We start from the raw sequence: 25,064 nt of genomic DNA, 5'->3' as shown, positions 1-25,064 counted from the left end.
TGCGCTGCAATTGAAGAAGCGCGGACCCTGCGGCCCGCGCCCCTGTCTTGCGGCTGTTCTAATCGACCGCCGAGGGGAACGCAAAACGCATTCCCGCCCGACAGCTATTCGCGACTGCAGCGCTACCGCGCCGGGGCCGGTGCCGCCGGCTCCGTCACCGCAGGCGCCGTGGACGGAGCCGCCGCCGGCCGCGCGGGCGCAGCCGCCGAGGTCGAGGTGCCGTTACGACCGCCCGCAGCGCCGAAGAACCGGAAGAAGTCGGAATCCGGCCGCAGCAGATAGCGGGTGTCCGAGCTCTTCAGCGCGTTGTCGTAAGCCGACATCGAGCGATAGAAAGCGAAGAACTCCGGATCCCTGGAATAGGCCGCGGCGAACAGACGGTTGCGCTCGGCGTCGCCCGAACCGCGGATTTCTTCGGCCTGCGAGTTGGCTTCGGCGACGATGACGGTCGCCTCGCGATCCGCCTTGGAGCGGATCTCCTGCGCCTTCTGGCCGCCCTGGGCGCGGAACTCGGCGGCTTCGCGCTGACGCTCGGTCTGCATCCGCTGATACACGGCCTGGCTGTTCTGGTCCGGCAGATCGGCGCGGCGGATCCGGACGTCGACAACCGAGATGCCGTAGTTTTCGGCCTCGCGGTCGAGCTGGGTGCGGATCCGCTGCATCAGACCTTCACGCTCGTCCCGCACCACCTGAATGAAGGTGACCTCGCCGAGCACGCGGCGAAGCGCGGCGTTGAGCAGCGTGGTCAGCTGGATGTTGGCGGCCGGGATCGAGCCGACGCTCTGATAGAAGCGCAGCGCGTTGCGGATGCGGTAGCGCGCGAAGGCGTCCACCACGAGCCGCTTCTGGTCCGACGCGATCACTTCCTGCGACGGATTTTCGAGGTCGAGGATCCGCTTGTCGATGCTGATCACCGAGTCGATGAACGGCGCCTTGAAGTGCAGGCCCGGCTCAGTGACCACGCGGACCGGCTCGCCGAGGCGAACCAGCAGCACCTGCTCGGTCTGGCGCACGGTGAACAGCGACGACCAGCCGACGATGACGACGACCAGGAGAAGGATCAGGCCGACAATGCCCGCAATACCGGCTCTCATCGGGTGCCTCCCTGAGTCTGCGGAGCCTGCGGCTGCTGCGCGGCCGGGGCCTGCTGCTGCCGGCGCGGGCTGAGCTCGCTGAGCGGCAGATACGGCACCACGCCCTGGCCTCCGCCCGGTCCGGACCCTGAATCGTAGACCAGCTTCTCGGCCGGGCCGAGCACGCGCTCCATGGTTTCGAGATAGATACGCTCACGCGTCACGTCGGGAGCCTTCCTGTATTCTTCGTAGACGTCGAGAAAGCGAGCGCTCTGGCCCTTGGCCTCGGCGACCGCCTGGCCCTTGTAGCCTTCGGCGTTCTGGATGATCTGCGAGGCGCGGCCCTTGGCGTCGGGGATGACGCGGTTGGCATAAGTCTGCGCTTCGTTCTGCAAGCGCTCGAGGTCGGCGCGGGCGGCCTGAACGTCGCGGAACGCATCGATGACCTGCTGCGGCGGGTCGACCTTCTGCATCTGCACCTGCTGCACCAGGACGCCGGCGCCGTAGCTGTCGAGCGTCTTCTGCATCAGTTCCTGCACGCCGCTCTCGATCGTGGTCCGCGCGCCGGTCAGGATCGGCTGAATGTTGGAGCGCCCGATCACTTCGCGCATCGCGCTCTCGGCCACCGCCTTCACGGTGCCCTCCGGATTCTGGATGTTGAACAGGAAGTCGCCGACACCGTCGGGCTTGATGCGCCACAACACGGTGAAGTCGACATCGACGATGTTCTCGTCGCCGGTCAGCATCAGGCTTTCCTCAGGCACGTCGCGCACCGTGGTGCCGCGCCGGGCCGGATCGCTGATCAGCGTCATGCCGATGCTGATCGTCGACACGCGCAGCGCCTTCGGCAGCAGCACGGTCTCGATCGGATACGGCAGGTGGTAGTTCAGACCCGGCTGCACGGTGCGGACGTGCTTGCCGAAGCGCAGCACGACGCCGAGCTCTTCGGACTGCACGCGGAAGAAGCCGGACAGGCCCCAGATCGTCAGCGCGCCGAGCACCGCGATGGCGATGCCGAGCCCGCTGAAATAGCCGCCGGGCAGCATCTGCTGCAGCCGGTCCTGCCCGCGGCGAAGCAGGTCTTCCAGATCAGGCGGCCGTGGACCCGATGATTGCGGCCCCGAGCCCCAAGGCCCCTTCGGACCAGAACCCCACGGGCCTCCACCTTGATTCTTCCACGGCATCAACAATCTCCTCGGTGGCCCGGCGATCATGCGGACCACAATTTGTGCACGGCTTTATAGGGGACAGCCCGGGCAGGCACAACGCGCGTCGTCTCTGTCGCGAACTATGTCTGGACACAGGTTTGTCAATGCGAAGGCACGCGCCGCCAAGGTTAACGTGCAGTGCAGCGTCGATAGGTCACATATGAGAAGTCGGCCGTATCGGCAGGGCCGGCGGCTTGGCGCTCGCGCGCGACCTCCTGCCATTGCGCCCGGTCGATCGTGGGGAATGTGGTATCGCCCTCGGGACTCGCGTGCACTTCGGTCAATTCGATACGCGAGGCGAACGGCAACCAGTGAGCGTAGATCTCGGCGCCGCCGATCACCACGATTTCGGTGGCAAAACGCCGCAGCGCATCGCCAATCGCGACCTGTTCGGCAGCTTCGAACGACGGCGCCGCCACCACGCCACGGGCCTTAAACGCAGCGTCGCGGGTAACCACGATGTTAGTACGCCCAGGTAACGGACGGCCAATCGACTGATAGGTCTTGCGGCCCATGAGCACCGGCTTGTTCAGCGTGATCGCCTTGAACCGCTGCAGATCGGATTTCAGCCGCCACGGGATGGCGTTGCCCTGCCCGATCACGCCATTCTCGGCCACGGCGACGACGAGGCACAGATCCATCAGCGGCATCAAGCGGCAAGCCGATAAATCAGGGCATCGTCGATCAGGATGCCATTGATCATGTTCCGGCTGAAGCGGATCGTCGAGGCTCCGTCAACTCTCACGACACTCCCGATAGCTGCCAAGACTTTGTCCTTTGGTGGCACCAATTTGATGCGAGCCAAATCGATACGGCTTCTCAGGTCCCCGGCAGCGTCCATTGCCCCTGCCACTTCTCGGAGCGCACCAAGCAAATCTTTCTCGGCCCGCGGAGTTCGGATGAGCAAGCGCCATTCGCCGGCATCTGCGTAGTAAACCCATGCGGCTCCCGTGACAGGAAACGAGGCTGCATCCAGGATCCCCAAGAGTTCCTGTCCCATCTGGATATCTGATTCTACCAGTGCTGCTTCAGCCATGGGAACACTCCGTGCGTTGGGCTCTCGATCGCATCCTGCATTGCGGTGGCAGTCACCGAGCCGATCGCGTCATATCTCGACTCCACCGACCATTCGGTCAAAATCGACCAGCGGCTGTCGAATTCCGGATCCAGTCTCATCACTTTCAGGGGCTCGGCCAAGCCCGAAAGTGAGATCAGTCGTCCAAAATTATGATCGAGAAACCCTTTGAGGATGCTGGGATCTGGCACTGTTTCAGCCAAGATCTGACGCGCGATACACGCCTTCAGGGCTAACTCAATCCCGTACCCATAGAGATAGTAAGCATTCGACCAGCGGCTGTTCTCGAACAGCAAGCGGGCATCGTCGATTTTGACGATAGCTGCTTCTTGCAGAGACGTCCGCGACAAGATGGCCATCGGTCACACCGCCACCTCGGCCTTGATATGCGGATGGGGATCGTAGCCGTGGAGCGTGAAGTCTTCGTAGCGGAAGCCGAAGATGTCCTTCACGTCGGGGTTGATCGACATCGCCGGCAGCGGGCGCGGCGAGCGCGTCAGCTGCAGCCGGGCCTGCTCCAGATGGTTGGAATACAGATGCGCGTCGCCGAGCGTGTGGATGAACTCGCCCGGCTTTAGCCCGGTGACTTGCGCCACCATCATGGTCAGCAGCGCGTAGGACGCGATGTTGAACGGCACGCCGAGAAACACGTCGGCTGAGCGCTGATAGAGCTGACACGACAGCTTGCCGTTCGCGACGTAGAACTGGAACAGGCAGTGGCACGGCGGTAGCGCCATCTTCTCGACGTCTGCCGGATTCCACGCGGTGACGATCAGCCGGCGCGAGTCCGGACTGCGCTTGATCATCTCGACGACGTTCGCGATCTGGTCGATCGAGCCGCCATCGGCGGTCGGCCATGAGCGCCACTGGGCGCCGTAGACCGGGCCAAGATCGCCATTGGCGTCTGCCCATTCGTCCCAGATCGTCACGCCGTGATCGTGCAGATATTTGATGTTGGTGTCGCCCCGCAGAAACCACAGCAATTCGTGCACGATCGCTTTCAGCGGCAACCGTTTCGTGGTCAGCATCGGAAACCCGGCCGCCAGGTTGAACCGCATCTGATGGCCGAACACCGACAGCGTTCCGGTGCCGGTCCGGTCGGTCTTGTTCGCGCCGTCGGCGAGGATGCGTTCGAGCAGGTCGTGGTACTGGATCATGGGCTTTGCGTGCTCGCGGTAGCGCCATCCTCGCCGCCGTTGGCGACGGCTCCGGGACGGGGCTGCAGATCATGGACTCGGCGCTGAAATTACCCCCAAGGCGTCCATCCACAAAGGCCTATCCGGCCCGCCGAAGCCTTGCAAACCACTTTGTCAGGGAAGCGGCCGCTTGAGCATCTGGCGCCATTTCGGCAATTCGGCAGCCACAAGAGCTGCCAATGCCCCCGGGGTGCGTTGATCGGGCGGCGGAATCACACCGCCGAGACCGGTCATCGGTGCCCTGACCTCCGGCTGGTCGAGTGCATGGACCACCGCGGCATTCAGGATGTGAACGATCTCCGTTGCGGTATTTTTCGGCGCAAACACCGCATTCCAGGCCTCGACCTGGAACTGCGGCAGGCCGGCTTCCGCCGCCGTCGGCACCTCCGGCACGGCCGGGTCGCGATCTGCGCTGGCAATCGCGTACGCCTTGATCACCTCTGTGCGGAGCGGCAGTACCGCGTTGACGATCTGATCGCACATGTAATCGACCTGGCCGGCGACCAGCGCATCCATCGCCGGACCCGTGCCGTTGAATGGCACGCCGGTGGGATTGATGTCGAGGAGATGGTTGAGCAGCATGCAGGACGCGTAAGAGACCGAGCCGATCCCCGCATGCGCGACGTTGATCCGGTCCTGATGGCCACGAATATAGGCGAGGAATTCAGCGAGGTTCGACGCCGGGAAGCCGCGCCGAGCCAGCAGCAGCACCGGCATCCGTGCAACCAGCGCGACCGGCGCAAAATCGACATCCGGGCGATAGCCGAGCTTGGGGTATAGCGCGACCGCGGCCGCATGGGTGCCCATGTGACCGAGCACCAGCGTGTAGCCGTCCGGCAGCGCCTGCGCGGCCCGCAGCGTCCCGATCGTACCTCCGGCCCCGGTGACATTCTCGACGACGACCGGTTGGCGCAGTGACTTCGTCATCTCGGCTGAGATCAGGCGGGCCACAACGTCGGTGGGCCCGCCTTTAGCGAAGGGCACAATCAACGTGATCGGGCGCGACGGATAGCCGGGCGTTTGCTGGGCAACAGCCGGCCCTGACACCAATAGCGGAAACACCACCGTGGCGGCGATCACAGCCGCCACGCGCCCGAGCGCTGCCGCCTGAGCGAACCAAAGCATCGTCCGTCTCCAGTAAATGAGGTCGTAATCTCGAAATATCTTGTTGCAGTCGACTTTCCCGGATCACCTGATCTGGGCCGACGGACCGCCATACTCTGGCGGACGCTAGGCGCTCCGCGCTAACTCACCGAGTGAATATCATGCTTAGCCGGCCCGCCGACAGCAGCCTTTCGGCGCGATCGGCGGATATCTGCTCGAGCGGCGACCGTACAGCTAGTTCGCCGCCGCTCCCTTGAGGACCGGAGTCCATTTGGCGATCTCGGATTCGACCAGTTTGCCGAGCGCTTCGGGGGTGCGGTCGCCCCGTTCCGGAATGACGCTGCCGAGATCGAGCAGCCGCTTACGAACGTTGTCGTCGTCGAGCGCCTTCATGGCCGCGGCGTTGAGCGCCGCCACGATCGTCTCGGGCGTGCCCTTCGGTGCAAAGATCGCGTTCCAGGCCTGTGCCTGGAAGTTAGGCAGCCCGGCTTCCGCCGTGGTCGGAACATTCGGGAGCGAGGGGTTACGTGTCGGCGTGGCGATCGCGTAGGCCTTGATGGTGCCGCCGTTGATCTGCGGAACGGCGTTGACGATCTGGTCGCACATGAAGTCGACCTGCTTGCCGACCAGCGCGTTCATCGCCGGACCGGTGCCGTTGAACGGTACGCCCGTCGGCTTGATGCCGAGCACCGAATTCAGCAGCTGACAGGAAACGTAGGACACTGAGCCGACGCCCGCGTGGGCCTCGTTGAGCTTGTCGCCGTTGGCCTTGCTATAGGTGATGAACTCGGCGAGGTCCTTGGGCGGGAAATCGGTCCGAGCCAGGATCAGGATCGGCGTGCCGGCAAGCAGCGACACCGGCGCAAAGTCCTTGCGAGGATCGTAGGCGAGCTTCGGATAAAGCGGCACCGCTGCGGCGTGGGTGCCCATATGGCCGGTGATGATGGTGTAGCCATCCGGATTTGCGCGGGCAGCGCGGGTCGTCGCGGTGGTGCCGCCGGCCCCCACCACGTTCTCGATCACGATCGCCTGCCCCAGCGTGGTCGACATGTGCTGCGCAACGATGCGCGCGATCACGTCGGTCGGTCCGCCGGCCGCGAACGGTACGATCATCGTAATGGTGCGGGTCGGATAGTCAGCCGCGAGCGCCGGCGTTGCCAGAATGGCGCCCGCTGCCAGCGTGGTGCGGCCAAGCCGCAGCAATCGAGCAAACAACTTCATCGTCAAATGTCTCCAAGCCCTGCAGGATTTTTCTTGCGCGCAACAACATCCTAACAACTAACAGTCGACCAGAGTGGCGTAACGCCGCAGCCGGGCGCCCTAGCCCTCGGACTCGACGAAGACTTCGTCGCGCTTGCGCCGCAGTGCGGGCAGCACCGCCAGGATTAGCAGACCCGCCGCGATGGCGAGCAGCGTCGCCGACAGCGGCCTCGTGACGAACACTGTCGCGTCGCCGCGCGAGATCAGCAGCGCACGGCGCAGGTTCTCTTCCATCAGCGGCCCCAGCACCATGCCGAGCAGCAGCGGCGCCGGCTCGAAATCGTGCTTGACCAGCCAGTAGCCGACGAGGCCAAACACGCCGGCCAGCACAACATCCATCGGCGCATTGTTCACCGAATAGATGCCGATCGCGCAGAACACGACGATTACCGGGAACAACAAGCGGTAGGGCACGCGCAGCAATCGCACCCAGATGCCGACCAGCGGCAGGTTGATGATCAACAGCATCAGATTGCCGATCCACATCGAGGCGATCATGCCCCAGACCAGTTCCGGCTGCTTCTGCATCACCTGCGGGCCCGGCACGATGCCGTGGATGGTCATCGCGCCGACCATCAGCGCCATCACGGCGTTCGGCGGAATCCCCAGCGTGAGTAGCGGGATGAACGAGGTCTGCGCCGCGGCGTTGTTGGCACTTTCCGGCGCAGCGACGCCTTGGATCGCACCGCGGCCGAACAGGTGCGGCGTCCGCGAGATCTTCTTCTCCAGCGTGTAGGCCGCAAACGACGCGATCACCGCGCCGCCGCCCGGCAGGATGCCGAGGATCGATCCGAGCACCGTCCCGCGCGCGATCGCAGGGGCCGAGTCCGTCAGATCCTTGCGGGTCGGCATCAGTCCGGTGATTTTCTGTTGCACCAATTCGCGGTCGGACTCCGCGCCCGTATCGAGATTACGGATGATTTCAGCGAAACCGAACACGCCCATTGCGACGGTGGCGAAGCCGAGGCCGTCGGCCAGTTCTGGAATACCGAACGTCATACGCGACGCCCCGGTTTCAATATCGGAACCGACCATCGACAGCAGCAGGCCCAGCAGGATCATGGCGATCGCCTTCAGAACCGAGCCCTTCGCCAGCACCACCGCGAAGATCAGGCCGAGCACCATCAGCGAGAAATACTCGGCCGGACCGAACGCCAGTGCCAGCTTCGTCAGCGGCGCGCCGAGCACTGCAATCAGCACGGTGGCGGCGCAACCGGCGAAGAACGAACCGATCGCGGCGATCGCCAGCGCTGGGCCGGCGCGCCCCTGCTTCGCCATCTGGAAGCCGTCCAGCGCGGTCACCACGGACCCGGCCTCGCCCGGAATGTTGACCAGGATCGAGGTGGTCGAGCCGCCATACTGCGCGCCGTAATAGATTCCGGCGAGCATGATCAGCGCGCCGACCGGCGGCAGTCCGAACGTGATCGGCAGCAACATCGCGACGGTGGCGATCGTGCCAATGCCGGGCAGCACGCCGACCAGCGTGCCGACCAGTGCGCCGACGAGGCAGAGGCCGAGATTGGTCGGCGAAGCAGCGACCTGGAACCCGAGCGCGAGATTGGAGAACAGATCAAGCATCGCCCACTCACCGCATCAGGAAGTTGGGATACAGCGGCATCGGCAGGCCGAGCGCGTACGGAAACAGCAGGCTGCACCCGGTCGTCAGTGCGATGCCGACGATGATGGTTTGCTTCCAGCGCGTCTCCGGTGTGCCGAGCGCGGCGATCAGGAAGCTGGCGAACGCGGAGATGATCAGGCCGAGCGGACGAATCGTCGCAGCGAACGACAGGATCGCGAGCCCGACGAACAACGGCCCGCGCCAGTGGAATTTGGCCATCGGCTCGCCGTCGACGAGCACGGCGCTGACCGCCAGTGCGGCGCCGAGCAACAGGAGCAGTACGGCGAAGATGCGCGGTGCGGTACCTGCGCCGAACGAGAAACCCTGCATGCCTTGAAGATCGCTCGACGCCCACAACGCGAAGGCTGCCACCGCAACAAGCGCGAGTCCGCCGACGAAGTCCTGCGGCCCTCGGATCCACTTCGGGAATACGGATTTCTCCGCAAGCCCGCTCGGCGCTTCGCCCATCACACCCTCCCCGTTGATCGACTTTGCGCCCGTTTGTTGTGGGCGGCATTGCCTTCCTGACTACTCATTTTCATCCGACAACGCCAGCGAAACCCAAGACGCCGCCTCCAATCAGCAGCCAGAGCGGGTTCATTCGTGTGGCTCCGGCAACGACTGCGACGACGGCGGTGACCAGCGCCGCGCCTATCGTCCGGTCGGACGTTACCGCGAGCACGAAGCCGCTCGCGCCCATCAACCCGATCGACAGCGGCACCAGCGCCGCCTGGATGATGCCGGGCCATGGCGAATGGCTGGAGCGGCCGAGCACGCGGCTGACGACGTAAGCGAGAGCCGCGGTCGGGGCGCACATCGACAGCGTCGCCACCATGGCGCCGAGCACGCCGGCGACCTGATAGCCGATCAGCGTCACGATCAGCACGTTCGGGCCGGGCGAGAGCTGCGCGATCGCGTAGGCATCGGCGAACTGCTGATCGGTGAGCCAGTGGTGGACGTCGACGACGATGCGGTGAATCTCCGGAACCGCCGCATTGGCGCCGCCGATCGCGAACAGCGACATCACGCCGAAGGTCGCGGCCAAGGTCCCAAGCGAGGCATCGCTGCCGCTCATCGGAGCCGCTTCGCCATCACGTAGTTGGCGCCGATGCTGAGCGGAACCATCACGCCGAGCACAGCCGGCAGCGGCAACCGCAGCACGCCGATCGCCACGAACGCCGTCACCAGCAGAACCACAGCCACCGGATCACGCTTGCGCAGCAGCGGCAGCAACATCTTGAATGTGACTGCAAACAACAGCCCGATCGCCACACAGGTGACGCCGGCGAGCGACCGGCGAAGCGCGTCGATCTCGCCGTAGCGCGCATACAGCGCCGCCAGTACCGTCACGATCAGCACCGGCGGGGCCAGCAGTCCGGTGAACGCCGCGACCGCACCGGGAATGCCGCGAAAGCGCGCGCCGAAGACCACCGAGAGATTGACGATGTTCGGCCCCGGCAAGAAGTGGCAGAGCGCAAAGGTCTCGTTGAACTCGTCTGCGCTCATCCAGCGATGCTTCTCGACGATGCCCCGCCGCGCCCAGACCAGCACGCCGCCGAACCCGGCCAGCGACATCATTGCGAAGGCAACGAACAATTCGCCGAGCTCCGGTCGCGGAACCGGCGGCGCGGCGTCAACATCTGCGGGAGGATCGGCGGCCATCGCCTAGCTGTAAAACGGCGCCCAACGGCGGACCACCGCTTTCTGCGGCTCCCCGCAGTTCTGCACACGGACGAGATTCCTCACCAACGCCCTTCCGCCGCCGGCCGCCGCCGCCTATATTGGGGGCGTCGGGGCAACCCGACTATGGAAATAAATGGCTGTCGTAATAAACCATTCGGACCCGGGGGCAGTACCCGGCGCCTCCACCAAAGCCCGTGCCGGCCAACAAGCCGCGGGTTTCGGCGGGGGCGAAACAGGATCGACGAGGGCGTAAAGGGCTCGCTTTTTCCCGGTATTGTTCCGCCGTTATCGGGCTACTGCAATAGTTGCCAACGACAACTATGCTCCGGTTGCTCAGGCTGCGTAACGCAGTTTGAAAGACCAAGTCTAAAGTCCTAACGGGTTAAGCTCCGTTAGGCGGGGTTCGGAGGCACCTGGCAACAGAAGCCTCCACTCATTTTCCGCTTGGCTTTTTCCGCTTGGCTTTGCTCGCACGTCCGAGAGGCTGCGGCCGCCCAATATTCAGCCGTGTTGCCTGCTGACCCGAAGCTTGGGCCGGGGTACGCTGCACGGCAGGTTGCGAGTCGGATCTGCGTGGACCAATCCGCGTTGAAAGGCTCCGGGCGGATACGATTCAGACGACAAGGCACAGGACAACTCATGGCGACCGATCACATCCGATACGACGTGCTGACGCAGGATGCATTGCGCGGCGTTCTGCGGACGGTCCTCACCGATGCCGCCCAGCATGGCCTGCCGGGCGAGCACCACTTCTTCATCACGTTCCGGTCGAAGGCCGATGGCGTGAAGCTGTCGCCACGACTGCTCGCACAATATCCCGAAGAAATGACGGTGATCCTGCAGCACCAATTCTGGGATCTGGTGGTGACCGAGGATCGATTCGAAGTCGGGCTGTCGTTCGGCGGCATTCCCGAACGGCTGGTGGTGCCGTTCGCGGCGATTAAGAGCTTCTTCGATCCTTCGGTTCAGTTCGGCCTGCAATTCGAGGCCTCGGAGAGCGAGGCCGAGATGGCAGACGACACCACCGATGCTGCGCCGGCTCCAGCCCATGCTCTGCCGGTGGCTGCCGAGCCCGCGCCAGAAGCTCCGGCCGAACAACCGGTGAAGTCGGAAGGCGCAGAAGTCGTTCGGCTGGACAGATTCCGGAAAAAATAACCGTCGCGTGAATTGCGCATTTGTGCCGTGGGCGGCAACGTCCCGCGGCAATTCGCATGTTTTGAAACATCCCGAGAGGACGGTCACCATGGCGCGTAAATCGACGGCGCGTAAACCCGACAGCAAGGCAGCGGCCGCCACCCGCACCGAGACCGACAGCTTCGGTCCGATCGACGTCGCGGCGGACCGTTACTGGGGCGCGCAGACCGAGCGATCGCGGCAGAACTTCAAGATCGGCCACGACCGGATGCCGATCGGCCTCGTCCACGCCCTCGGCATCGTCAAGCTGGCGGCCGCCGAAACCAACCGGGAACTCGGCCTGCTCGATCAGCGCCGCGCCGGCGTGATCGCTCGCGCCGCACGTGAAGTGATCAGTGGCGAACTCGACGATCACTTCCCGCTGGTGGTGTGGCAGACCGGCTCCGGCACCCAGACCAACATGAATCTCAATGAAGTGATCGCCAACCGTGCCAACGAACTGCTCGGCGGCGAACGCGGCGCCAAGCAGCCGGTGCACCCCAACGACCACGTCAACATGAGCCAGTCGTCGAACGACTCGTTTCCGACCGCAATGCACATCGCGGCCGCCCAGGCGATCACGTCCGACCTGATCCCGGGCCTGACGACGCTGCATGACGCGCTGCGCGCCAAGGAGAAGGCGTTCGCCAGGATCGTCAAGATCGGCCGCACCCACACCCAGGACGCAACACCGCTGACGCTCGGCCAGGAATTTTCCGGCTACGCCGCGCAAATCGCGAGCAGCCTGGCGCGGCTGAAGCTGGCGGTGAAGGAGCTGTATCCTCTGGCGCAGGGCGGCACGGCGGTCGGCACCGGCCTCAACACCCATCCGAAATTTGCCAAGGCGTTCGCCAAGCGCGCCGCCGCGCTTACCAAGCTGCCTTTCGTCACCGCGCCGAACAAGTTCGAGGCGCTGGCAGCCAATGACGCCTATGTTTCGGTCCACGGCGCGATCAATGCGGCCGCCACCGCGCTGTTCAAGATCGCCAACGACATCCGTCTGCTCGGCTCCGGGCCGCGCTCCGGCCTCGGCGAACTGATCCTGCCGGAGAACGAGCCCGGGTCGTCGATCATGCCCGGCAAGGTCAACCCGACGCAGTGCGAAGCGATGACCATGGTGTGCTGCCAGGTGTTCGGCAATCACACCACGCTGACGGTCGCGGGCAGCCAGGGCCACTTCGAACTCAATGTGTACAAGCCGGTGATGGCGAACGCGATGCTGCAGTCGATCGGACTACTCGCCGATGCCGCACGCTCCTTCACCGCCAACTGCGTCGACGGTATCCGCGCCGACGAAGCGCGAATCGGTGAGCTGATGCAGCGCTCGTTGATGCTGGTGACCGCGCTCGCGCCCAAGATCGGCTACGACAACGCCGCGAAGATTGCGAAAGCGGCGCATCAACGAGGCACAACGTTGAAAGAAGAAGCGCTGCGACTCGAGCTGGTGACCGATGCCGACTTCGATCGCCTGGTCCGCCCGGACAAAATGACACATCCGGGCTGAGTCCAATCCTCAATAAGCGCAGACTACAATTTGCCATCAGGGAAATTGATGTAAATCATATCCCTTGCTCGCCCGGATTGATCAACTTGTTTCCGCAGTATTGCGGTTTGGTCGTGTGAGCCGTTTTGGCGAAGCAGATTTGGCAGCACCTGCAGCGGTAGGGACTGTGTTCTTGATGGTGATCGAGCCGCCTATGGTTTCGTGCATTCGTGCCCGGCCCATAATCGCTGCCCGTTGCCGATTTAGTCGATAATGGGTGCCCGTTATGGCGGACTTGGTCAATTTTAAACGTTTCAAGAAACGAGCCGAGCGGGAAGCAGCCGCTCAGCTCGCCGACGTCAATCGTGCAAGGTTTGGACGGACCAAATCGCAGCGCGCTGTGGACGATTATCGGGTTAGTCGCGCCGATGAACTGCTCAATCAACACAAAATCGGTGGCGAGGACGCGTCATGAAATCGCCGGTGGTCAAACGGTCGATTGTGGTTGCGGGCCACAAGACCAGTGTCAGCCTCGAAGAGGCTTTCTGGAATGGCATGAAGGAAATCTCCAGCGTGCGGGACATGACTTTGTCCGAGCTCGTCGGAGAGATCGATGGCGCGCGCCAGCAAGGCAATCTGTCTTCGGCGATCCGCCTGTTCGTGCTGGACTACTTCCGTAGCCGTGCACTGCAGCAAACTCAGCAGCCGGCAGCGGTCGAAGCGAAGGCCGATAGCAGTCTGGTTGCGCACTGATCAGCTTCGGCGATTGGTGCGCTGACTAATAGGCCGTCCGCGAATTGTTCGGGGGCGTGAGGATTAGCGGCTGACGCGGGCGCGACGTTGCGCGCGCGTCGCCGGGGGCCGGCTTGATTTCCAAAGGCGGCGGCAGAGGCTGCACCCTGTCATGTGAGCCCGAAAGCTCGCGCGGATGGGATGCGGCGTCGTTCGACGCTTGAGGCGGAGCCGGCGCTGGCTTGGGGGTCGGCGACGGCGACGCTGCACGTGACTTCGGCTGCGGCACCGGCGCGCGACGCGGATCCGCGTCGGGTAACGGCACCAATTGCGGTGCGGTGGTTTCCGCCGGCCTCGGCGTTTGGCCGGGTTGCTGCGGCACGGCGGCGCCTTGCGAGGCTGGGCCGGACGAGCCCGGCCCCGCGGAGCCTGGATCCGCCGAGCCCGGCGCGACAGGCTTTGGATCGACCGAGCCCGGCCGCGCCGCGTTTTGGCCCGCTGGACGCGTGTCTTGTTTGGCTTGATCGGGGCTGGCGTCGCCGCGACGCGCATTGTCCTGAGTCGGCTTGCCCTGGTCCTGCTTGTCCTGGTCCGTCTTGTTTTGATCGGGCCTGGTGACGTCTTGGCCAGCGTAGCCTTGCACGCCAGGGGCCGGCGGGCCGTCCGTCGTCGCACGACTCGGAGACAACGGCGCAGAAATCTGCGGATCCGGCCGCGCTGCGGGCAGGACCGGCGGGCGCGCCTCCTGCTCCAGCGTCTGTAGTTTCCTTGTTTCGCGCTCGATTCGCTTCACCGTCAGCCAGGACGACAGCGCCGACAGGTCGACATTGCGCGTCAGCCGCTCCGGCGGGCCGGCCGCAAAGATCCGGATTTCCGGCGGCAATCCCGGACCGGTGCCGGTCATCGTCAGCGTGGCGCGGATGTCGGCCTGCCCGGCGGGGATGTCGTAGCCGCCGGAGATCACCGCGCGAGCCCCCTTTGCCTGCAGCGTCGTCGGCGACACCCGCAGCCGTCCGTCGGCCAGGCTGATCGGCATCTGCACGCCGTCGACCATGAGCGGCCCAGCCGCCAGCACCGGCTCGATCATCTTCGCCAGACTGGCATCGTCGACCGGCTGTGCAGACTCCCCGGCGCGCATTGCGACTTCGAACGCCTTCAGGTCGAGTCCCGGAATCTTCGCCCGCTCCAGTGTCAGCGTGCCGCCGCCGGCGAGTGCCCCGCTCAGCGCCGACGGGCTGCGGCCGATGCTATCCAGCGTCATCTGCAACGATGCTTTCGCTGCCGGCATCGTCTGATTGCCGAAGCGCAACGCGGACGCGTTGGCGCCGTTCACATTGACGGTGGCGTCGAGCGATACGCCGACATCGCCGGGCCGCGCGTGCATCAGCACCTTGGCATCGCCGCCGCCGAGCTTGCCGTTGGCGTCGAGTGTCAGCATCCGGCCGTCGTGACGCAGCGTGCCGCCGAGCGGCTGCAGTTCGGAACCACCCGGCAGGATCGCTCGCACGCTCTGGAAACTGATCTTGCCGCGCCAGCCGCGCAGCAAGCCGGACCCCAGCGGCTCGGCGGGATCGCGGCCGGTGACGCCGAGCGCCAGTTGCAGCGTCGGGGCAAGCGCGAGGGTGTCGAGCCCGACTTCGCCGTCGACATTCACGTCGTCGCCGAGCGTCAGCGCCAATCGTCCGCGCAGGCGGGAGTCGCCAAGGGCCGCGTCGATCTCGTTGAACGTCCACTGCCGGCCGCTGACGGCGAGCCGCGAGGTTGCGCTGATCCGCGCAGCGCCGGCCTCCGTCCCGGTCAGCTCGAGCAACGGTGCCAGATCGAGCCGCCGAGCATTCAGCGACAGCGCCGCTTTCGGCTCCGCCGCCCACGGCTCGGCGTTGCCGTCCGCCTCGACGTCGAAAGCGCCGCCGGCCAGCCGCGCCTTCAACTTGAGTGCGCCCTGCCAGGTGCCGTTCGCCGTCGCGTCCAAGGTCGCCGCGCCCTCGCCGGCCGCGAAACTGCGGTCGAGGCCGAGCAGACCGAGCAGCGCCGCGCCGCGCGTTGCGGTCAGCCTGGTTTCTGCCCCGAAATCGATGCGGCCGAGGGCTGCGGCGTCCAGCTCACCGACGTCGGCGATCTTCGGAGCGGCGGTCAGCAAGGCCCGGCCGCGCAACAGTGGCGAATCGATCTGCACTACGCCGCTGGCCTTCACCTGCCCGGCTTTGGCGTTGTCGTGATCCAGAGACAGCGCAAGCGACGTCTGCGTGGCACCGGGCGCATCGCCCATCGCCTTCAGCCGCGCCGCCACCGCCGGAGCGATCGGCTCGAGCGCCTCCACGATCGGCGCGAGCGACGGCGCGCTCGCTTTCAGATTGAGCCGGCCGGTGGCGCTGGCGCGGTCGAGCGCCCCGTCGCCTTCCAGCGCTAATCCGCTAGCGCTGCCGGCGTGAAGCTGATCCAGGGTCATCGTGCCTGGGCCATAGCCGAACTTGACGATCAGCGGCCGCCAAATCTGGCCGCTCGCCCGCGACCGCGCCTCGCGGACATCGAGCGCCAGGCTGGCCTGCGCCGGCCAGCCGTCACGCGGCCCGGCCAGCGAACTCACCAGTCCCGATGCGCTGTCGAACTCGATCCCGTCGCCCGTCAGCGTCGCTTCGATCCGGCCGCCCGGCTCCGCAGGCGTCGCCCGATAGGCGACGCGCCCTTGCAGCGTGTTGCCGTCGGCCTCGATCTTCAGCGGATCGACCGACAGGCTGCCGGGCGCCGCGGCGACGCTGCCCTGCACGCGCAGCGGCTTCGGCGTACTGCCAGCAGTCGGCGGCCGTCCTTGCAACCAAGCGCTGAGCAGGTCCGGATCGGCGGAGTCGAGCGTGACCGTGCCTTTGAACGGGTCGCCGGCTCCCGCGGCCGCCGCACCGCTCATGGCGAAACGCGACCCGCCGGGCGCCCGCAGATCGAGCCGCTCGATCCGCCACGCCTCACCGTCGCCGCGCAGTTCGGCGGTGATGTCGGTCAACGGCCGGCTGCCGAGCATGACCTGCTCGGCATCGAATGCGATCTTCATCGGCAAGGGCGGGCGCGGAAGATCGCCCGCCAGCTCGCGCAGCCGCGGCAGCCAGGGGTCGCCCGCCTCCGCCGCCAGCAGTCGATCGCCGTCGAGCTGACGTCCGGTCATCTTGACCGTCAGCAGCGGCGACGCGCCGAGCCGAACATTGCCAGAGCCGACGAGCTTCACGGCGCGTTCTTCGGGTCCCCATGAGGTTTCGAGCTGATCCAGCACCAGCATTGCCGGATCGGCCTTGACCTTGGCCGAGATGCGCCAAGGCGTGCGCGGCGGCTCCGTTGCGGCCGTTGCCGCCAGCGCGGCGGTGCCGTCGAACCGCGGCGATTGCCCCTCGAAGGTCACGACGCCCTCGAGATCGGTCGCCAGCCCGGCGCCGGCTTGCTCGGCGCTGAACCGCAGCCGCGTCCCTGTCCCGTCGGTCGCGCGGCCGGCGGACAGGCGGAATGGATAGCGGTTGCCCCGGAAAGCAAAATTGCCGTCGCCGCGCAGCGCGCTGGCCTGCGCGCGCAGATCGCCGGCGAACGCGATGTCGTTGAGTTCGATTGTCGACCGGCTGGCCGCATCGTGCAGCGCGATCCGGCCGGTGAGGTTAAGCCGATCGATCGTCAGCGCCGCCAGATTAGACAGCCCGTAGGCCGGCCAGTCGAGCCGGCCGTTGGCGTCGAGGCCAAGATCGAGCGAGACGCCGTTGACGGACAGCTCGTCAGCCCGCCACTCGCCACGCATCAGAGATCCGAGGCTGAACTCGACATCGAGCTTGGCGGCGCTGATACGGCCGGGGTCATTGGCGCCGCCGACGGTGACGTCGCGCAGCCGCAGCGTCGGGGTCGGCAACAGTCGCGCATCAAGCGGCCCCGCGACCCGAACCGGTGCGCCGGCAAGCCGCGTCGCTTCCGCCTCGAACTGATCGCGAAACTGGTTCCAGTCGATCACGAACGGCCCGATGAGGGCAGCAAGAAGCGCCAGGATCAACGCGAGGGCCAAGCCGAGCAAGGTTGTTTGCAACGCGGTGTCCCCTCGGGCGAGCGAGCGCCCAGGCCAGCATCAGAGCAACGATCAATAACTCCGTATTTTCAACGTGTAACAACCAACTATGGCGAACTCACAGCAATTTCTGCCGGAGCCGCCGCCATCGCAAAAACAACAGGACTTCAAACCCCTTGCGGGAGGATCTTGCCGGGATTGAAGATGTTCTGCGGGTCAAGCGCCTGCTTGATCGCACGCATCGCCTGCAGCGCCTCGATGCCGAGTTCGGCCTGCAGATACTTCTGCTTGCCCTGGCCAATGCCGTGCTCGCCGGTGCAGGTGCCGTCCATCCCCTGCGCCCTCTCGACCAGCCGATGCATGAACTCGTCGGCGCGCGCCAACTCGTCCGCATCGTTGACGTCGCACAGCAGCGAGCAATGGAAGTTGCCGTCGCCGACATGGCCGACGATTGGCGCAAGCAGGCCGAGCCGCAGCATGTCCTGCTCGGTCTCGGCCACGCAATCCGCCAGACGCGAGATCGGTACGCAGACGTCGGTGGCGACCACGCCGACACCATCGCCCGGGCGGAGCGCCCGCACCGACCAGTAGGCATCGTGCCGAGCCTGCCAGAGCTTGTTGCGATCCTCGGGCCGCGTCGTCCAGGTGAACTCGCCGCCGCCGCAATCCTTGGCGATCGCGCCGAAATTCTTCGACTGCTCGCCGACCTCGACTTCGCTGCCGTGGAATTCAAGCAGCAGCAGCGGCGTCTCCGCCAGCGTCAGCTTGGAATAGGCGTTGACCGCCTTGACCTGAGATTCGCTGAGCAGCTCGATCCGCGCCAGCGGGATTCCGGTCTGGATCGCCAGGATCACGGCCTGGCAGGCGTCGGTCACGGTCGGGAACGAGCACGACGCGGCGGCGATCACCTCGGGGATGCCGCGCAGCTTGATGGTCAGCTCGGAGATGATGCCGAGCGTGCCCTCCGAGCCGACGAACAGATGCGTCAGGTCGTAGCCGGCCGAAGACTTCTTGGCGCGGGTGCCGGTGGTGATGATCTCGCCGTCGCCGCGCACCACCTTCAGGGCCAGGATGTTGTCGCGCATGGTGCCGTAGCGGACGGCGTTGGTGCCGGAGGCGCGGGTTGCCGCCATGCCGCCGATCGAAGCGTCGGCGCCGGGATCGATCGGGAAGAACAGGCCCTGGTCGCGCAGATTCTCGTTGAGCGCCTTGCGGGTGACGCCGGGCTGAATCACACAATCGAGATCCTCGGCGTGCACCGCGAGGATCTTGTTCATGTCGCGCAGATCGATGCTGATGCCGCCGGCCGGGGCGTTGATGTGCCCCTCCAGCGAGGTGCCGGTGCCGAAAGCGATCACCGGCACGCGGTGCTGCGCGCAGATGCGCACCACATCCTGAATGTCGGCGGTATCCTGCGCCATCACCACGGCGTCCGGCGGCTGGTTCGGCAGCCACGTCGTGGTGTGGCCATGCTGCTCGCGAACCGCCATCGAGGTGACGAGGCGGTTGCCGAACCGCGCCGCGAGCGCTTCAATGGCACTCGCCACTGCCTGCGGCTCTGCGCGCTGCGGGATGTTGGTGATGGTCAGACCCACGATAAAAATCCTCCGGCTCGGATCGACCGTGACAAAGGATACCGGAGGGGTCAAGGGAGGCAGGATTGACTTTGGAAGTAGATCGCAACGTCGACGCCGGCAGCATTGCCGCCCCGTTCGTCACCACGGTGATGCAGATCGAACCGGGCTGGATCGACTACAACGGCCACCTCAACATGGCCTACTACAACGTGCTGTTCGACCGCGCGATCGATCAGATGTGGCTCGAACTCGGGATCGGGCCGGACTATCTCAAGAGCCGCGGCGGCTCGACCTTCACGGCCGAATGCCACGTCCGTTATTTGCGGGAAGTGCATCTCGGCGATCCGGTGTGCGTGCACGTCTACCTGATCGCCGCTGACGAGAAACGCATCCATACATTCGAAGAGTTGCGCCACGCCGAAGAAGGCTGGCTGTCGGCGACGTCGGAGAACATGACGATGCATGTCGACATGAGCATCCGCAAGGTGGCGCCGTTTCCGCCCGACATTCGCGCCCGTGTCGACGAGGTAGCCGCGGCACATCGCGCGATCGGAAAGCCCGAGGGCACCGGACGCAGCGTCGCGATGCCCTCGAAGCGAACTTAAGTCCGCTTAGACGCGCGTGCGTCCCCGTACCAGGCCGACAACGGCCGAGATCACGAATAGCACGATCGCGATGAAGAAGATGATCTTGGCGATTTCGATCGAGGCACCGGCGATGCCGCCAAAGCCGAGCAGACCGGCAATCAGCGCGACAACGAGGAAAGTGACGACCCAACCCAGCATGAGATGCTCTCCGTTCGCTTCGGGAGATCCCGCGCGGGACATCCCTTGACATTTGGCCCGGCTGCGTGCAGCCGCACCGACTGAGCAACCAATCCAAGGGCGGAACGAAAGTTCCGCTCCGCTCGGATCGACGAAGAGACTTCATTTTTCGCGCTGGCCGGAACGAATTTGGCGCATCGGCACGGCTATGCAGCCGCGAGCCTGTCGCCGGAGGCCGTCAGCGCCTATATGGCCGGATAATCCTGCTATGAAGGCTCCCCTTTCCGCACCCGCGGTGCCATCGTGGGGCAAAGACGAGTCGCATGACTGAACCGAGCAAGCGCGCCAACCTCGATCTACCCGACTATCAGCCCGCCGCTGGCGGCATCGCCGCGCGCGCCCGCGCGGCGGCGGCACCGGCTTATTTGTCGGGGCTCAATCCGGAGCAGCGTGACGCCGTGGAAACGCTTGACGGCCCGGTGTTGGTGTTGGCCGGCGCCGGCACGGGCAAGACGCGGGTGCTGACGACACGGATCGCTCACATCCTCTCTACCGGCCGCGCACGCCCCGCCGAAATTCTGTCGGTGACCTTCACCAACAAGGCCGCGCGCGAGATGAAGCTGCGGCTCGGCCAGATGCTGGGTCAGGCTGTCGAGGGCATGCCTTGGCTCGGCACCTTCCATTCGATCGGCGGCCGCATCCTGCGCTATCACGCCGAGCTGGTGCAGCTCACCTCCAACTTCACCGTGCTCGACACCGACGACCAGATCCGCCTGTTGAAGCAGCTGCTCACCGCCGATAACATCGACGACAAGCGCTGGCCGGCGAGGATGCTGGCCGGGCTGATCGACGGCTGGAAGAACCGCGGCCTGACGCCATCGCAGGTGCCGGCCGGCGAAGCCGCAAGCTTCGGCAACGGCCGCGGCGGCAAACTCTATGCGCAGTATCAGGAGCGGCTGAAAGTCCTCAACGCTGCGGATTTCGGCGACCTGCTGCTGGAAAACATCCGCCTGTTCCGCGAGCACCCCGACGTGCTGCGGCAGTATCAGAACCGCTTCAAATTCATCCTAGTCGACGAATACCAGGACACGAACGTCGCGCAATATCTCTGGCTGCGGCTACTGTCGCAGACGCCGTCCTCCTCCTCGTCGTCATTGCCGGGCTTGACCCGGCAATCCATCATTTCTCAAGAAGATGGATCACCGGGTCTCGACGCTTCGCGTCGGCCCGGTGATGACGACAGAGCGAGCGGCGACGTCGCCGTCCAAAGCTCCCCGCCCAAAAACATCTGCTGCGTCGGCGATGACGATCAGTCGATCTACGGCTGGCGCGGCGCCGAGGTCGACAACATCCTGCGCTTCGACCACGATTTTCCGGGCGCCAAGGTCATTCGCCTCGAGCGCAACTATCGCTCGACAGGCCATATCCTCGCTGCCGCGTCACACCTGATCGCCCATAACGAAGGCCGGCTCGGCAAGACGCTGCGCACCGAGGACGTGGACGGCGAAATGGTCACTGTCACCGGCGCGTGGGACTCCGAGGAGGAAGCCCGCGGCATCGGCGAGGAGATCGAGCAGCTGCAGCGCCAGGGCCACAAGCTCAACGAGATCGCAATCTTGGTCCGCGCCTCGTTCCAGATGCGCGAATTCGAAGACCGCTTCGTCACGCTCGGCCTGCCCTATCGCGTCATCGGCGGCCCGCGATTCTACGAGCGCGCCGAAATCCGCGACGCGCTGGCTTACTTGCGCGTCATCAATTCGCCCGCCGACGATCTCGCCTTCGAGCGCATCGTCAACGTGCCGAAACGCGGCCTCGGCGACGCCACCGTGCAGATGCTGCACGACCACGCCCGCAAGCGGAAGATGCCGCTGTTCGAGGCAGCACGGCTGGTGATCGAGACCGACGAGCTGAAGCCGAAGGCACGGAGTAGCCTGCGCGGACTGATCGAGAATTTCGAGCGCTGGCAGGTGCAGCGTAACGCGCTGTCGCACACCGAGCTCGCCGAAATCGTACTCGACGAGAGCGGCTACACCGAGATGTGGCAGAAGGACCGCTCCGCCGACGCCGCCGGCCGGCTGGAGAATCTGAAAGAACTCATCCGCTCGATGGATGAGTTCGAGAACTTGCAGGGCTTCCTCGAACACATCTCTCTGGTGATGGACCGCGAGGGCGCCGCCGACGAGGACGCCGTCAGCGTCATGACGCTGCACTCTGCCAAGGGCCTCGAATTCGAGACCGTGTTTCTGCCCGGCTGGGAGGAAGGCCTGTTTCCACATCAGCGCGCACTCGACGATCAGGGCCGCGCCGGCCTGGAAGAAGAACGCCGCCTCGCCCATGTCGGCATCACGCGCGCGCGACGCCGGGCGAAGCTGTACTTCGCCACCAACCGCCGCATTCACGGCACCTGGAACACCACGATCCCGTCGCGCTTCCTGGACGAGCTCCCCTCGGCCAATGTCGAGATCACCGAGTCGAAAGGCGGCTCCGGCTGGGGCGGCATGAGCGGTTACGGCCCGTCGCGCTTCGACAATGTCGAATCGTTTGGATCGAGCTACTCGACGCCCGGCTGGCAGCGCGCGCAGGCCAATCGCAGCAAGAACGGCGGCGGCCGCAGCGGCAGTGGCGGCTTCAGCGACAACGGCTCACCATTCGGCGGCAGCACACGCCGCGCACCGTTCACCATTGAAGGCGAACTGGTCGCGAAGTCGACCGGCACCGACTCGGACTTCACCGTCGGTGACCGTGTCTTTCACCAGAAATTCGGCTACGGCCGGGTGACGAAAATCGACGGCAACAAACTCACCATCGCGTTCGACAAGGCCGGTGAGAAGAAGGTCGTCGATAGTTTCGTGCAGCGGGTGTAGGCGCAGCTATTGCGAGGACCGGCTGAGAGTTTTCACGTGGGCGTCGGCACGAGTGCTTTCTCCACATCATCAACTCGGTAAGTAGTCCTCGGTGAATCCATGGCTTTGTACGTCGCCTTGATCCGCCAAGACGTTGACGGCAGCTTCAGCGTCTCGTTTCCCGATATTCCCGGCGTCGTCACCGCGGGCGACACGATGGAAGAAGCCGAGGAAGAGGCCGCCGAGCTTCTCGCCTTCGCGGCTGAGGATATGGACGGCGCGATCGTTCTCAATCCACCGCGCACGATCGATGAACTGAACAAAGACCCGGGCTTCATCGCAGCCAGCAAGGACGCGACCGTCGTCATGATCGAGTACTCCCCGGACGCCTAGCCGACCGAGTGATCGCACAGACTATCCCCGTCATTGCAAGCGAAGCGAAGCAATCCAGGGCTCCGCATACTGGGCTCTGGATTGCTTCGTCGCTTCGCTCCTCGCAATGACGGTGGAGAGGTTGGGCCTCGCATCCAAATTGGTCGAGCGCGGCGGTCGCTGGCCCGGGATCTTCCCTGGCCACATTCTTCCCTCCCCGTGTCGGTTGCACCCCGCTTCGTTCGTCCTTATGTAAGCCGCCCGCGCAACCGGCGGCGTTTTGCTACCCCTTCCCCGCGCCACACGACGACGAGCCCGCATGGCCCCGATCATTTCCGTCACAAAACTCAGCAAGACCTACGGCACCGGCCGCAAGGCGCTCAACAACGTCAATCTCGAGATCATGGGCGGCGAAATCTTCGCGCTGCTCGGGCCGAACGGGGCCGGCAAGACGACGCTGATCGGCACGATCTGCGGTCTGGTCAATCCGACCACCGGCAACGTCACGGTCGGCGGCCACGATATCGTGAGCGATTACCGTGCGGCGCGCGCGATGATCGGGCTGGTGCCGCAGGAGCTGCACACCGACGCGTTCGAATCGGTATGGGATACGGTCAGTTTCAGCCGCGGCTTGTTCGGCAAACCGAAGAACCCGGCGCATATCGAGAAGGTGCTGCGCGACCTGTCGCTTTGGGACCGGAAGAGCAGTAAGATCATGACGCTGTCGGGCGGCATGAAGCGCCGCGTGATGATCGCCAAGGCGCTGAGTCACGAACCGCAGGTGCTGTTCCTCGACGAGCCGACCGCCGGCGTCGACGTCGAACTTCGCAAGGGCATGTGGGAAGTGGTGCGGGCGCTGAAGGCGACTGGCGTCACGATCATCCTGACCACGCACTACATCGAGGAAGCCGAGGAGATGGCCGATCGTGTCGGCGTCATCAACAACGGCGAACTGATCCTGGTGGAGCAAAAAGCCGCGCTGATGCAGAAGCTCGGCAAGAAGCAGCTCAAGCTGTATCTCGATGACGCGCTGGGCGAGATCCCGGCGCAGCTCGCCGCTTACGATCTGGCGCTGTCGGACGACCGCAGCAAGTTGATCTACACCTACGACACCCGCGCCGAGCACACCGGCATCACCGCCCTGCTCGCCGACGTCCGCGCCGCAGGCATCCGTTTCCACGATCTCGACACCAGCCAGTCGTCGCTGGAAGAGATCTTCGTCAGCCTGGTGCAGGCATGAGCATGAACTACCGGGCCGTCAAGGCGATCTATCTGTTCGAAATGGCGCGGGCCTGGCGGACGCTGATGCAGAGCATCGTGTCGCCGGTGCTGTCGACCTCGCTTTATTTCATCGTGTTCGGTGCCGCGATCGGCTCGCGCATCGACAATGTCGAGGGCGTCAGCTACGGCACCTTCATCGTGCCCGGCCTAATCATGCTCAGCGTGTTGACGCAGAGCGTGGCCAACGCATCTTTCGGCATCTACTTCCCGAAATTCACCGGCACTATCTACGAGATCCTGTCTGCCCCGGCGTCGTTCCTCGAGATCGCTCTGGGCTATGTCGGCGCGGCGGCGACCAAGTCGATCATCCTCGGCCTGATCATCCTCGCTACCGCGGGGCTGTTCGTGCCGCTGCACATCGCGCATCCGGTGTGGATGCTCGGCTTCCTAGTGTTGACGGCGGTGGCGTTCAGCCTATTCGGCTTCATCATCGGCATCTGGGCCGACGGCTTCGAAAAGCTGCAGGTGATCCCGCTCCTGGTGATCACGCCGCTGACCTTCCTAGGTGGCAGCTTCTATTCGATCTCGATGCTGCCGCCGGTCTGGCAGACCATCGCGCTGTTCAATCCCGTGGTCTATCTCGTCTCCGGCT

The 25,064-nt window shown here is 65.0% G+C and carries 24 protein-coding genes and 1 other RNA gene (1 of these 25 running past the window's edge); 10 read left to right on the top strand and 15 right to left on the bottom strand.

Annotated elements, in window-relative coordinates:
• Positions 1–122 precede the first annotated feature (122 nt).
• The 12 genes from hflC to LPW26_RS19610 all read right to left on the bottom strand — a co-directional run bounded on the left by hflC (position 123) and on the right by LPW26_RS19610 (position 10,196).
• On the bottom strand, positions 123–1,094 hold the full coding sequence (hflC, locus tag LPW26_RS19665; RefSeq protein ID WP_238737306.1) for a protease modulator HflC: 972 nt from the start codon (positions 1,092–1,094) through the stop codon (positions 123–125).
• Positions 1,091–2,257: an FtsH protease activity modulator HflK gene (hflK, locus tag LPW26_RS19660; RefSeq protein ID WP_238737304.1), complete on the bottom strand. Its 1,167-nt coding sequence runs from the start codon at positions 2,255–2,257 to the stop codon at positions 1,091–1,093. The genes hflC and hflK overlap by 4 nt, the downstream gene beginning before the upstream one ends.
• A 152-nt stretch (positions 2,258–2,409) precedes the next feature.
• The gene (locus tag LPW26_RS19655; RefSeq protein WP_238737336.1) at positions 2,410–2,922 is read right to left on the bottom strand and encodes a dihydrofolate reductase; all 513 of its coding nucleotides are present in this window, start codon (positions 2,920–2,922) and stop codon (positions 2,410–2,412) included.
• Between the two features lie 8 nt (positions 2,923–2,930).
• Positions 2,931–3,317 (bottom strand): hypothetical protein, encoded by a 387-nt coding sequence (locus tag LPW26_RS19650; RefSeq protein WP_238737302.1) that lies wholly within the window; start codon positions 3,315–3,317, stop codon positions 2,931–2,933.
• Positions 3,296–3,715: a HEPN domain-containing protein gene (locus LPW26_RS19645; RefSeq protein ID WP_238737300.1), complete on the bottom strand. Its 420-nt coding sequence runs from the start codon at positions 3,713–3,715 to the stop codon at positions 3,296–3,298. Before LPW26_RS19645 ends, LPW26_RS19650 begins: the two co-directional genes overlap by 22 nt.
• Before the next feature lie 3 nt (positions 3,716–3,718).
• Positions 3,719–4,513 carry a thymidylate synthase gene (locus LPW26_RS19640; RefSeq protein WP_238737299.1) on the bottom strand — a complete coding sequence of 265 codons (795 nt, stop codon included), beginning with the start codon at positions 4,511–4,513 and terminating at the stop codon, positions 3,719–3,721.
• Between the two features lie 153 nt (positions 4,514–4,666).
• A complete protein-coding gene (locus LPW26_RS19635) occupies positions 4,667–5,677 on the bottom strand; it encodes a tripartite tricarboxylate transporter substrate-binding protein (protein ID WP_238737298.1) in 1,011 nt (336 codons plus the stop codon).
• 213 nt (positions 5,678–5,890) lie between these two features.
• The gene (locus LPW26_RS19630; protein WP_238737297.1) at positions 5,891–6,877 is read right to left on the bottom strand and encodes a tripartite tricarboxylate transporter substrate-binding protein; all 987 of its coding nucleotides are present in this window, start codon (positions 6,875–6,877) and stop codon (positions 5,891–5,893) included.
• A 99-nt stretch (positions 6,878–6,976) separates the two neighbouring features.
• Complete coding sequence (locus LPW26_RS19625) at positions 6,977–8,494, bottom strand: tripartite tricarboxylate transporter permease (RefSeq protein WP_238737296.1); 1,518 nt, start codon at positions 8,492–8,494, stop codon at positions 6,977–6,979.
• A 7-nt stretch (positions 8,495–8,501) separates the two neighbouring features.
• Positions 8,502–9,002, bottom strand: coding sequence for a tripartite tricarboxylate transporter TctB family protein (locus LPW26_RS19620; protein WP_238737294.1), 501 nt, complete (start codon positions 9,000–9,002; stop codon positions 8,502–8,504).
• A 70-nt stretch (positions 9,003–9,072) separates the two neighbouring features.
• Positions 9,073–9,609, bottom strand: coding sequence for a chromate transporter (locus LPW26_RS19615; RefSeq protein ID WP_238737292.1), 537 nt, complete (start codon positions 9,607–9,609; stop codon positions 9,073–9,075).
• On the bottom strand, positions 9,606–10,196 hold the full coding sequence (locus LPW26_RS19610; protein WP_263859019.1) for a chromate transporter: 591 nt from the start codon (positions 10,194–10,196) through the stop codon (positions 9,606–9,608). The genes LPW26_RS19615 and LPW26_RS19610 overlap by 4 nt, the downstream gene beginning before the upstream one ends.
• Before the next feature lie 88 nt (positions 10,197–10,284).
• Here LPW26_RS19610 and ssrA point away from each other — a divergent pair.
• The 5 genes from ssrA to LPW26_RS19585 all read left to right on the top strand — a co-directional run bounded on the left by ssrA (position 10,285) and on the right by LPW26_RS19585 (position 13,626).
• Positions 10,285–10,651: a transfer-messenger RNA gene (gene ssrA, locus LPW26_RS19605) on the top strand.
• Between the two features lie 205 nt (positions 10,652–10,856).
• Entirely contained in the window at positions 10,857–11,372 is a 516-nt protein-coding gene (locus LPW26_RS19600) for an SspB family protein (RefSeq protein WP_238737291.1), read from the top strand.
• Positions 11,373–11,460: 88 nt separating this feature from the next.
• Positions 11,461–12,894, top strand: coding sequence for a class II fumarate hydratase (fumC, locus tag LPW26_RS19595; RefSeq protein WP_238737290.1), 1,434 nt, complete (start codon positions 11,461–11,463; stop codon positions 12,892–12,894).
• A 265-nt stretch (positions 12,895–13,159) separates the two neighbouring features.
• On the top strand, positions 13,160–13,348 hold the full coding sequence (locus tag LPW26_RS19590) for a DUF4169 family protein (protein WP_238737289.1): 189 nt from the start codon (positions 13,160–13,162) through the stop codon (positions 13,346–13,348).
• Entirely contained in the window at positions 13,345–13,626 is a 282-nt protein-coding gene (locus tag LPW26_RS19585) for a ribbon-helix-helix domain-containing protein (RefSeq protein WP_238737288.1), read from the top strand. Before LPW26_RS19590 ends, LPW26_RS19585 begins: the two co-directional genes overlap by 4 nt.
• Positions 13,627–13,651: 25 nt before the next feature.
• Here LPW26_RS19585 and LPW26_RS19580 read toward each other — a convergent pair whose 3' ends face one another.
• Positions 13,652–17,656, bottom strand: coding sequence for an AsmA family protein (locus LPW26_RS19580; RefSeq protein WP_238737287.1), 4,005 nt, complete (start codon positions 17,654–17,656; stop codon positions 13,652–13,654).
• Between the two features lie 146 nt (positions 17,657–17,802).
• Positions 17,803–19,230, bottom strand: coding sequence for an FAD-binding oxidoreductase (locus tag LPW26_RS19575; protein ID WP_238737285.1), 1,428 nt, complete (start codon positions 19,228–19,230; stop codon positions 17,803–17,805).
• Positions 19,231–19,295: 65 nt separating this feature from the next.
• On the opposite strand from LPW26_RS19575, the gene LPW26_RS19570 reads away from it, so the two are divergent.
• Positions 19,296–19,817, top strand: a complete 522-nt coding sequence (locus LPW26_RS19570) for a thioesterase family protein (protein WP_238737283.1) — start codon at positions 19,296–19,298, stop codon at positions 19,815–19,817.
• 6 nt (positions 19,818–19,823) lie between these two features.
• Here LPW26_RS19570 and LPW26_RS19565 read toward each other — a convergent pair whose 3' ends face one another.
• Positions 19,824–19,997, bottom strand: a complete 174-nt coding sequence (locus LPW26_RS19565; RefSeq protein WP_238737281.1) for a DUF1328 domain-containing protein — start codon at positions 19,995–19,997, stop codon at positions 19,824–19,826.
• Positions 19,998–20,299: 302 nt separating this feature from the next.
• On the opposite strand from LPW26_RS19565, the gene LPW26_RS19560 reads away from it, so the two are divergent.
• The 4 genes from LPW26_RS19560 to LPW26_RS19545 form a co-directional block, all read left to right on the top strand.
• Entirely contained in the window at positions 20,300–22,840 is a 2,541-nt protein-coding gene (locus tag LPW26_RS19560; protein WP_238737280.1) for an ATP-dependent helicase, read from the top strand.
• Between the two features lie 99 nt (positions 22,841–22,939).
• Positions 22,940–23,212, top strand: coding sequence for a type II toxin-antitoxin system HicB family antitoxin (locus LPW26_RS19555; RefSeq protein WP_238737278.1), 273 nt, complete (start codon positions 22,940–22,942; stop codon positions 23,210–23,212).
• A 298-nt stretch (positions 23,213–23,510) separates the two neighbouring features.
• Positions 23,511–24,431, top strand: coding sequence for an ABC transporter ATP-binding protein (locus LPW26_RS19550; protein WP_238737276.1), 921 nt, complete (start codon positions 23,511–23,513; stop codon positions 24,429–24,431).
• Positions 24,432–24,433: 2 nt separating this feature from the next.
• Positions 24,434–25,064, top strand: partial view of an ABC transporter permease gene (locus tag LPW26_RS19545; protein ID WP_238737334.1) — the 5' portion only. 131 nt of this gene lie beyond the right edge of the window; the window shows 631 of its 762 coding nt (coding positions 1–631); its start codon is at positions 24,434–24,436; its stop codon lies beyond the right edge, outside the window.

The organism is Rhodopseudomonas infernalis (assembly GCF_022271405.1).
GTDB lineage: Bacteria > Pseudomonadota > Alphaproteobacteria > Rhizobiales > Xanthobacteraceae > Rhodopseudomonas > Rhodopseudomonas infernalis.
Note: the sequence above shows the minus strand (reverse complement) of the source record. Positions and strands in the feature narration are given on the sequence as shown.

Coding starts and splice junctions, on each gene's coding strand:
- LPW26_RS19635 (WP_238737298.1), bottom strand. CDS start 5,677: ATGCTTTGGTTCGCTCAGGCGGCAGCGCTCGGGCGCGTGGCGGCTGTG.
- LPW26_RS19560 (WP_238737280.1), top strand. CDS start 20,300: ATGACTGAACCGAGCAAGCGCGCCAACCTCGATCTACCCGACTATCAG.
- LPW26_RS19600 (WP_238737291.1), top strand. CDS start 10,857: ATGGCGACCGATCACATCCGATACGACGTGCTGACGCAGGATGCATTG.
- LPW26_RS19650 (WP_238737302.1), bottom strand. CDS start 3,317: ATGGCTGAAGCAGCACTGGTAGAATCAGATATCCAGATGGGACAGGAA.
- hflC (WP_238737306.1), bottom strand. CDS start 1,094: ATGAGAGCCGGTATTGCGGGCATTGTCGGCCTGATCCTTCTCCTGGTC.
- LPW26_RS19630 (WP_238737297.1), bottom strand. CDS start 6,877: ATGAAGTTGTTTGCTCGATTGCTGCGGCTTGGCCGCACCACGCTGGCA.
- LPW26_RS19620 (WP_238737294.1), bottom strand. CDS start 9,002: ATGGGCGAAGCGCCGAGCGGGCTTGCGGAGAAATCCGTATTCCCGAAG.
- LPW26_RS19550 (WP_238737276.1), top strand. CDS start 23,511: ATGGCCCCGATCATTTCCGTCACAAAACTCAGCAAGACCTACGGCACC.
- LPW26_RS19585 (WP_238737288.1), top strand. CDS start 13,345: ATGAAATCGCCGGTGGTCAAACGGTCGATTGTGGTTGCGGGCCACAAG.
- LPW26_RS19645 (WP_238737300.1), bottom strand. CDS start 3,715: ATGGCCATCTTGTCGCGGACGTCTCTGCAAGAAGCAGCTATCGTCAAA.
- LPW26_RS19590 (WP_238737289.1), top strand. CDS start 13,160: ATGGCGGACTTGGTCAATTTTAAACGTTTCAAGAAACGAGCCGAGCGG.
- LPW26_RS19565 (WP_238737281.1), bottom strand. CDS start 19,997: ATGCTGGGTTGGGTCGTCACTTTCCTCGTTGTCGCGCTGATTGCCGGT.
- LPW26_RS19640 (WP_238737299.1), bottom strand. CDS start 4,513: ATGATCCAGTACCACGACCTGCTCGAACGCATCCTCGCCGACGGCGCG.
- LPW26_RS19625 (WP_238737296.1), bottom strand. CDS start 8,494: ATGCTTGATCTGTTCTCCAATCTCGCGCTCGGGTTCCAGGTCGCTGCT.
- LPW26_RS19555 (WP_238737278.1), top strand. CDS start 22,940: ATGGCTTTGTACGTCGCCTTGATCCGCCAAGACGTTGACGGCAGCTTC.
- hflK (WP_238737304.1), bottom strand. CDS start 2,257: ATGCCGTGGAAGAATCAAGGTGGAGGCCCGTGGGGTTCTGGTCCGAAG.
- LPW26_RS19610 (WP_263859019.1), bottom strand. CDS start 10,196: ATGGCCGCCGATCCTCCCGCAGATGTTGACGCCGCGCCGCCGGTTCCG.
- fumC (WP_238737290.1), top strand. CDS start 11,461: ATGGCGCGTAAATCGACGGCGCGTAAACCCGACAGCAAGGCAGCGGCC.
- LPW26_RS19655 (WP_238737336.1), bottom strand. CDS start 2,922: ATGGATCTGTGCCTCGTCGTCGCCGTGGCCGAGAATGGCGTGATCGGG.
- LPW26_RS19615 (WP_238737292.1), bottom strand. CDS start 9,609: ATGAGCGGCAGCGATGCCTCGCTTGGGACCTTGGCCGCGACCTTCGGC.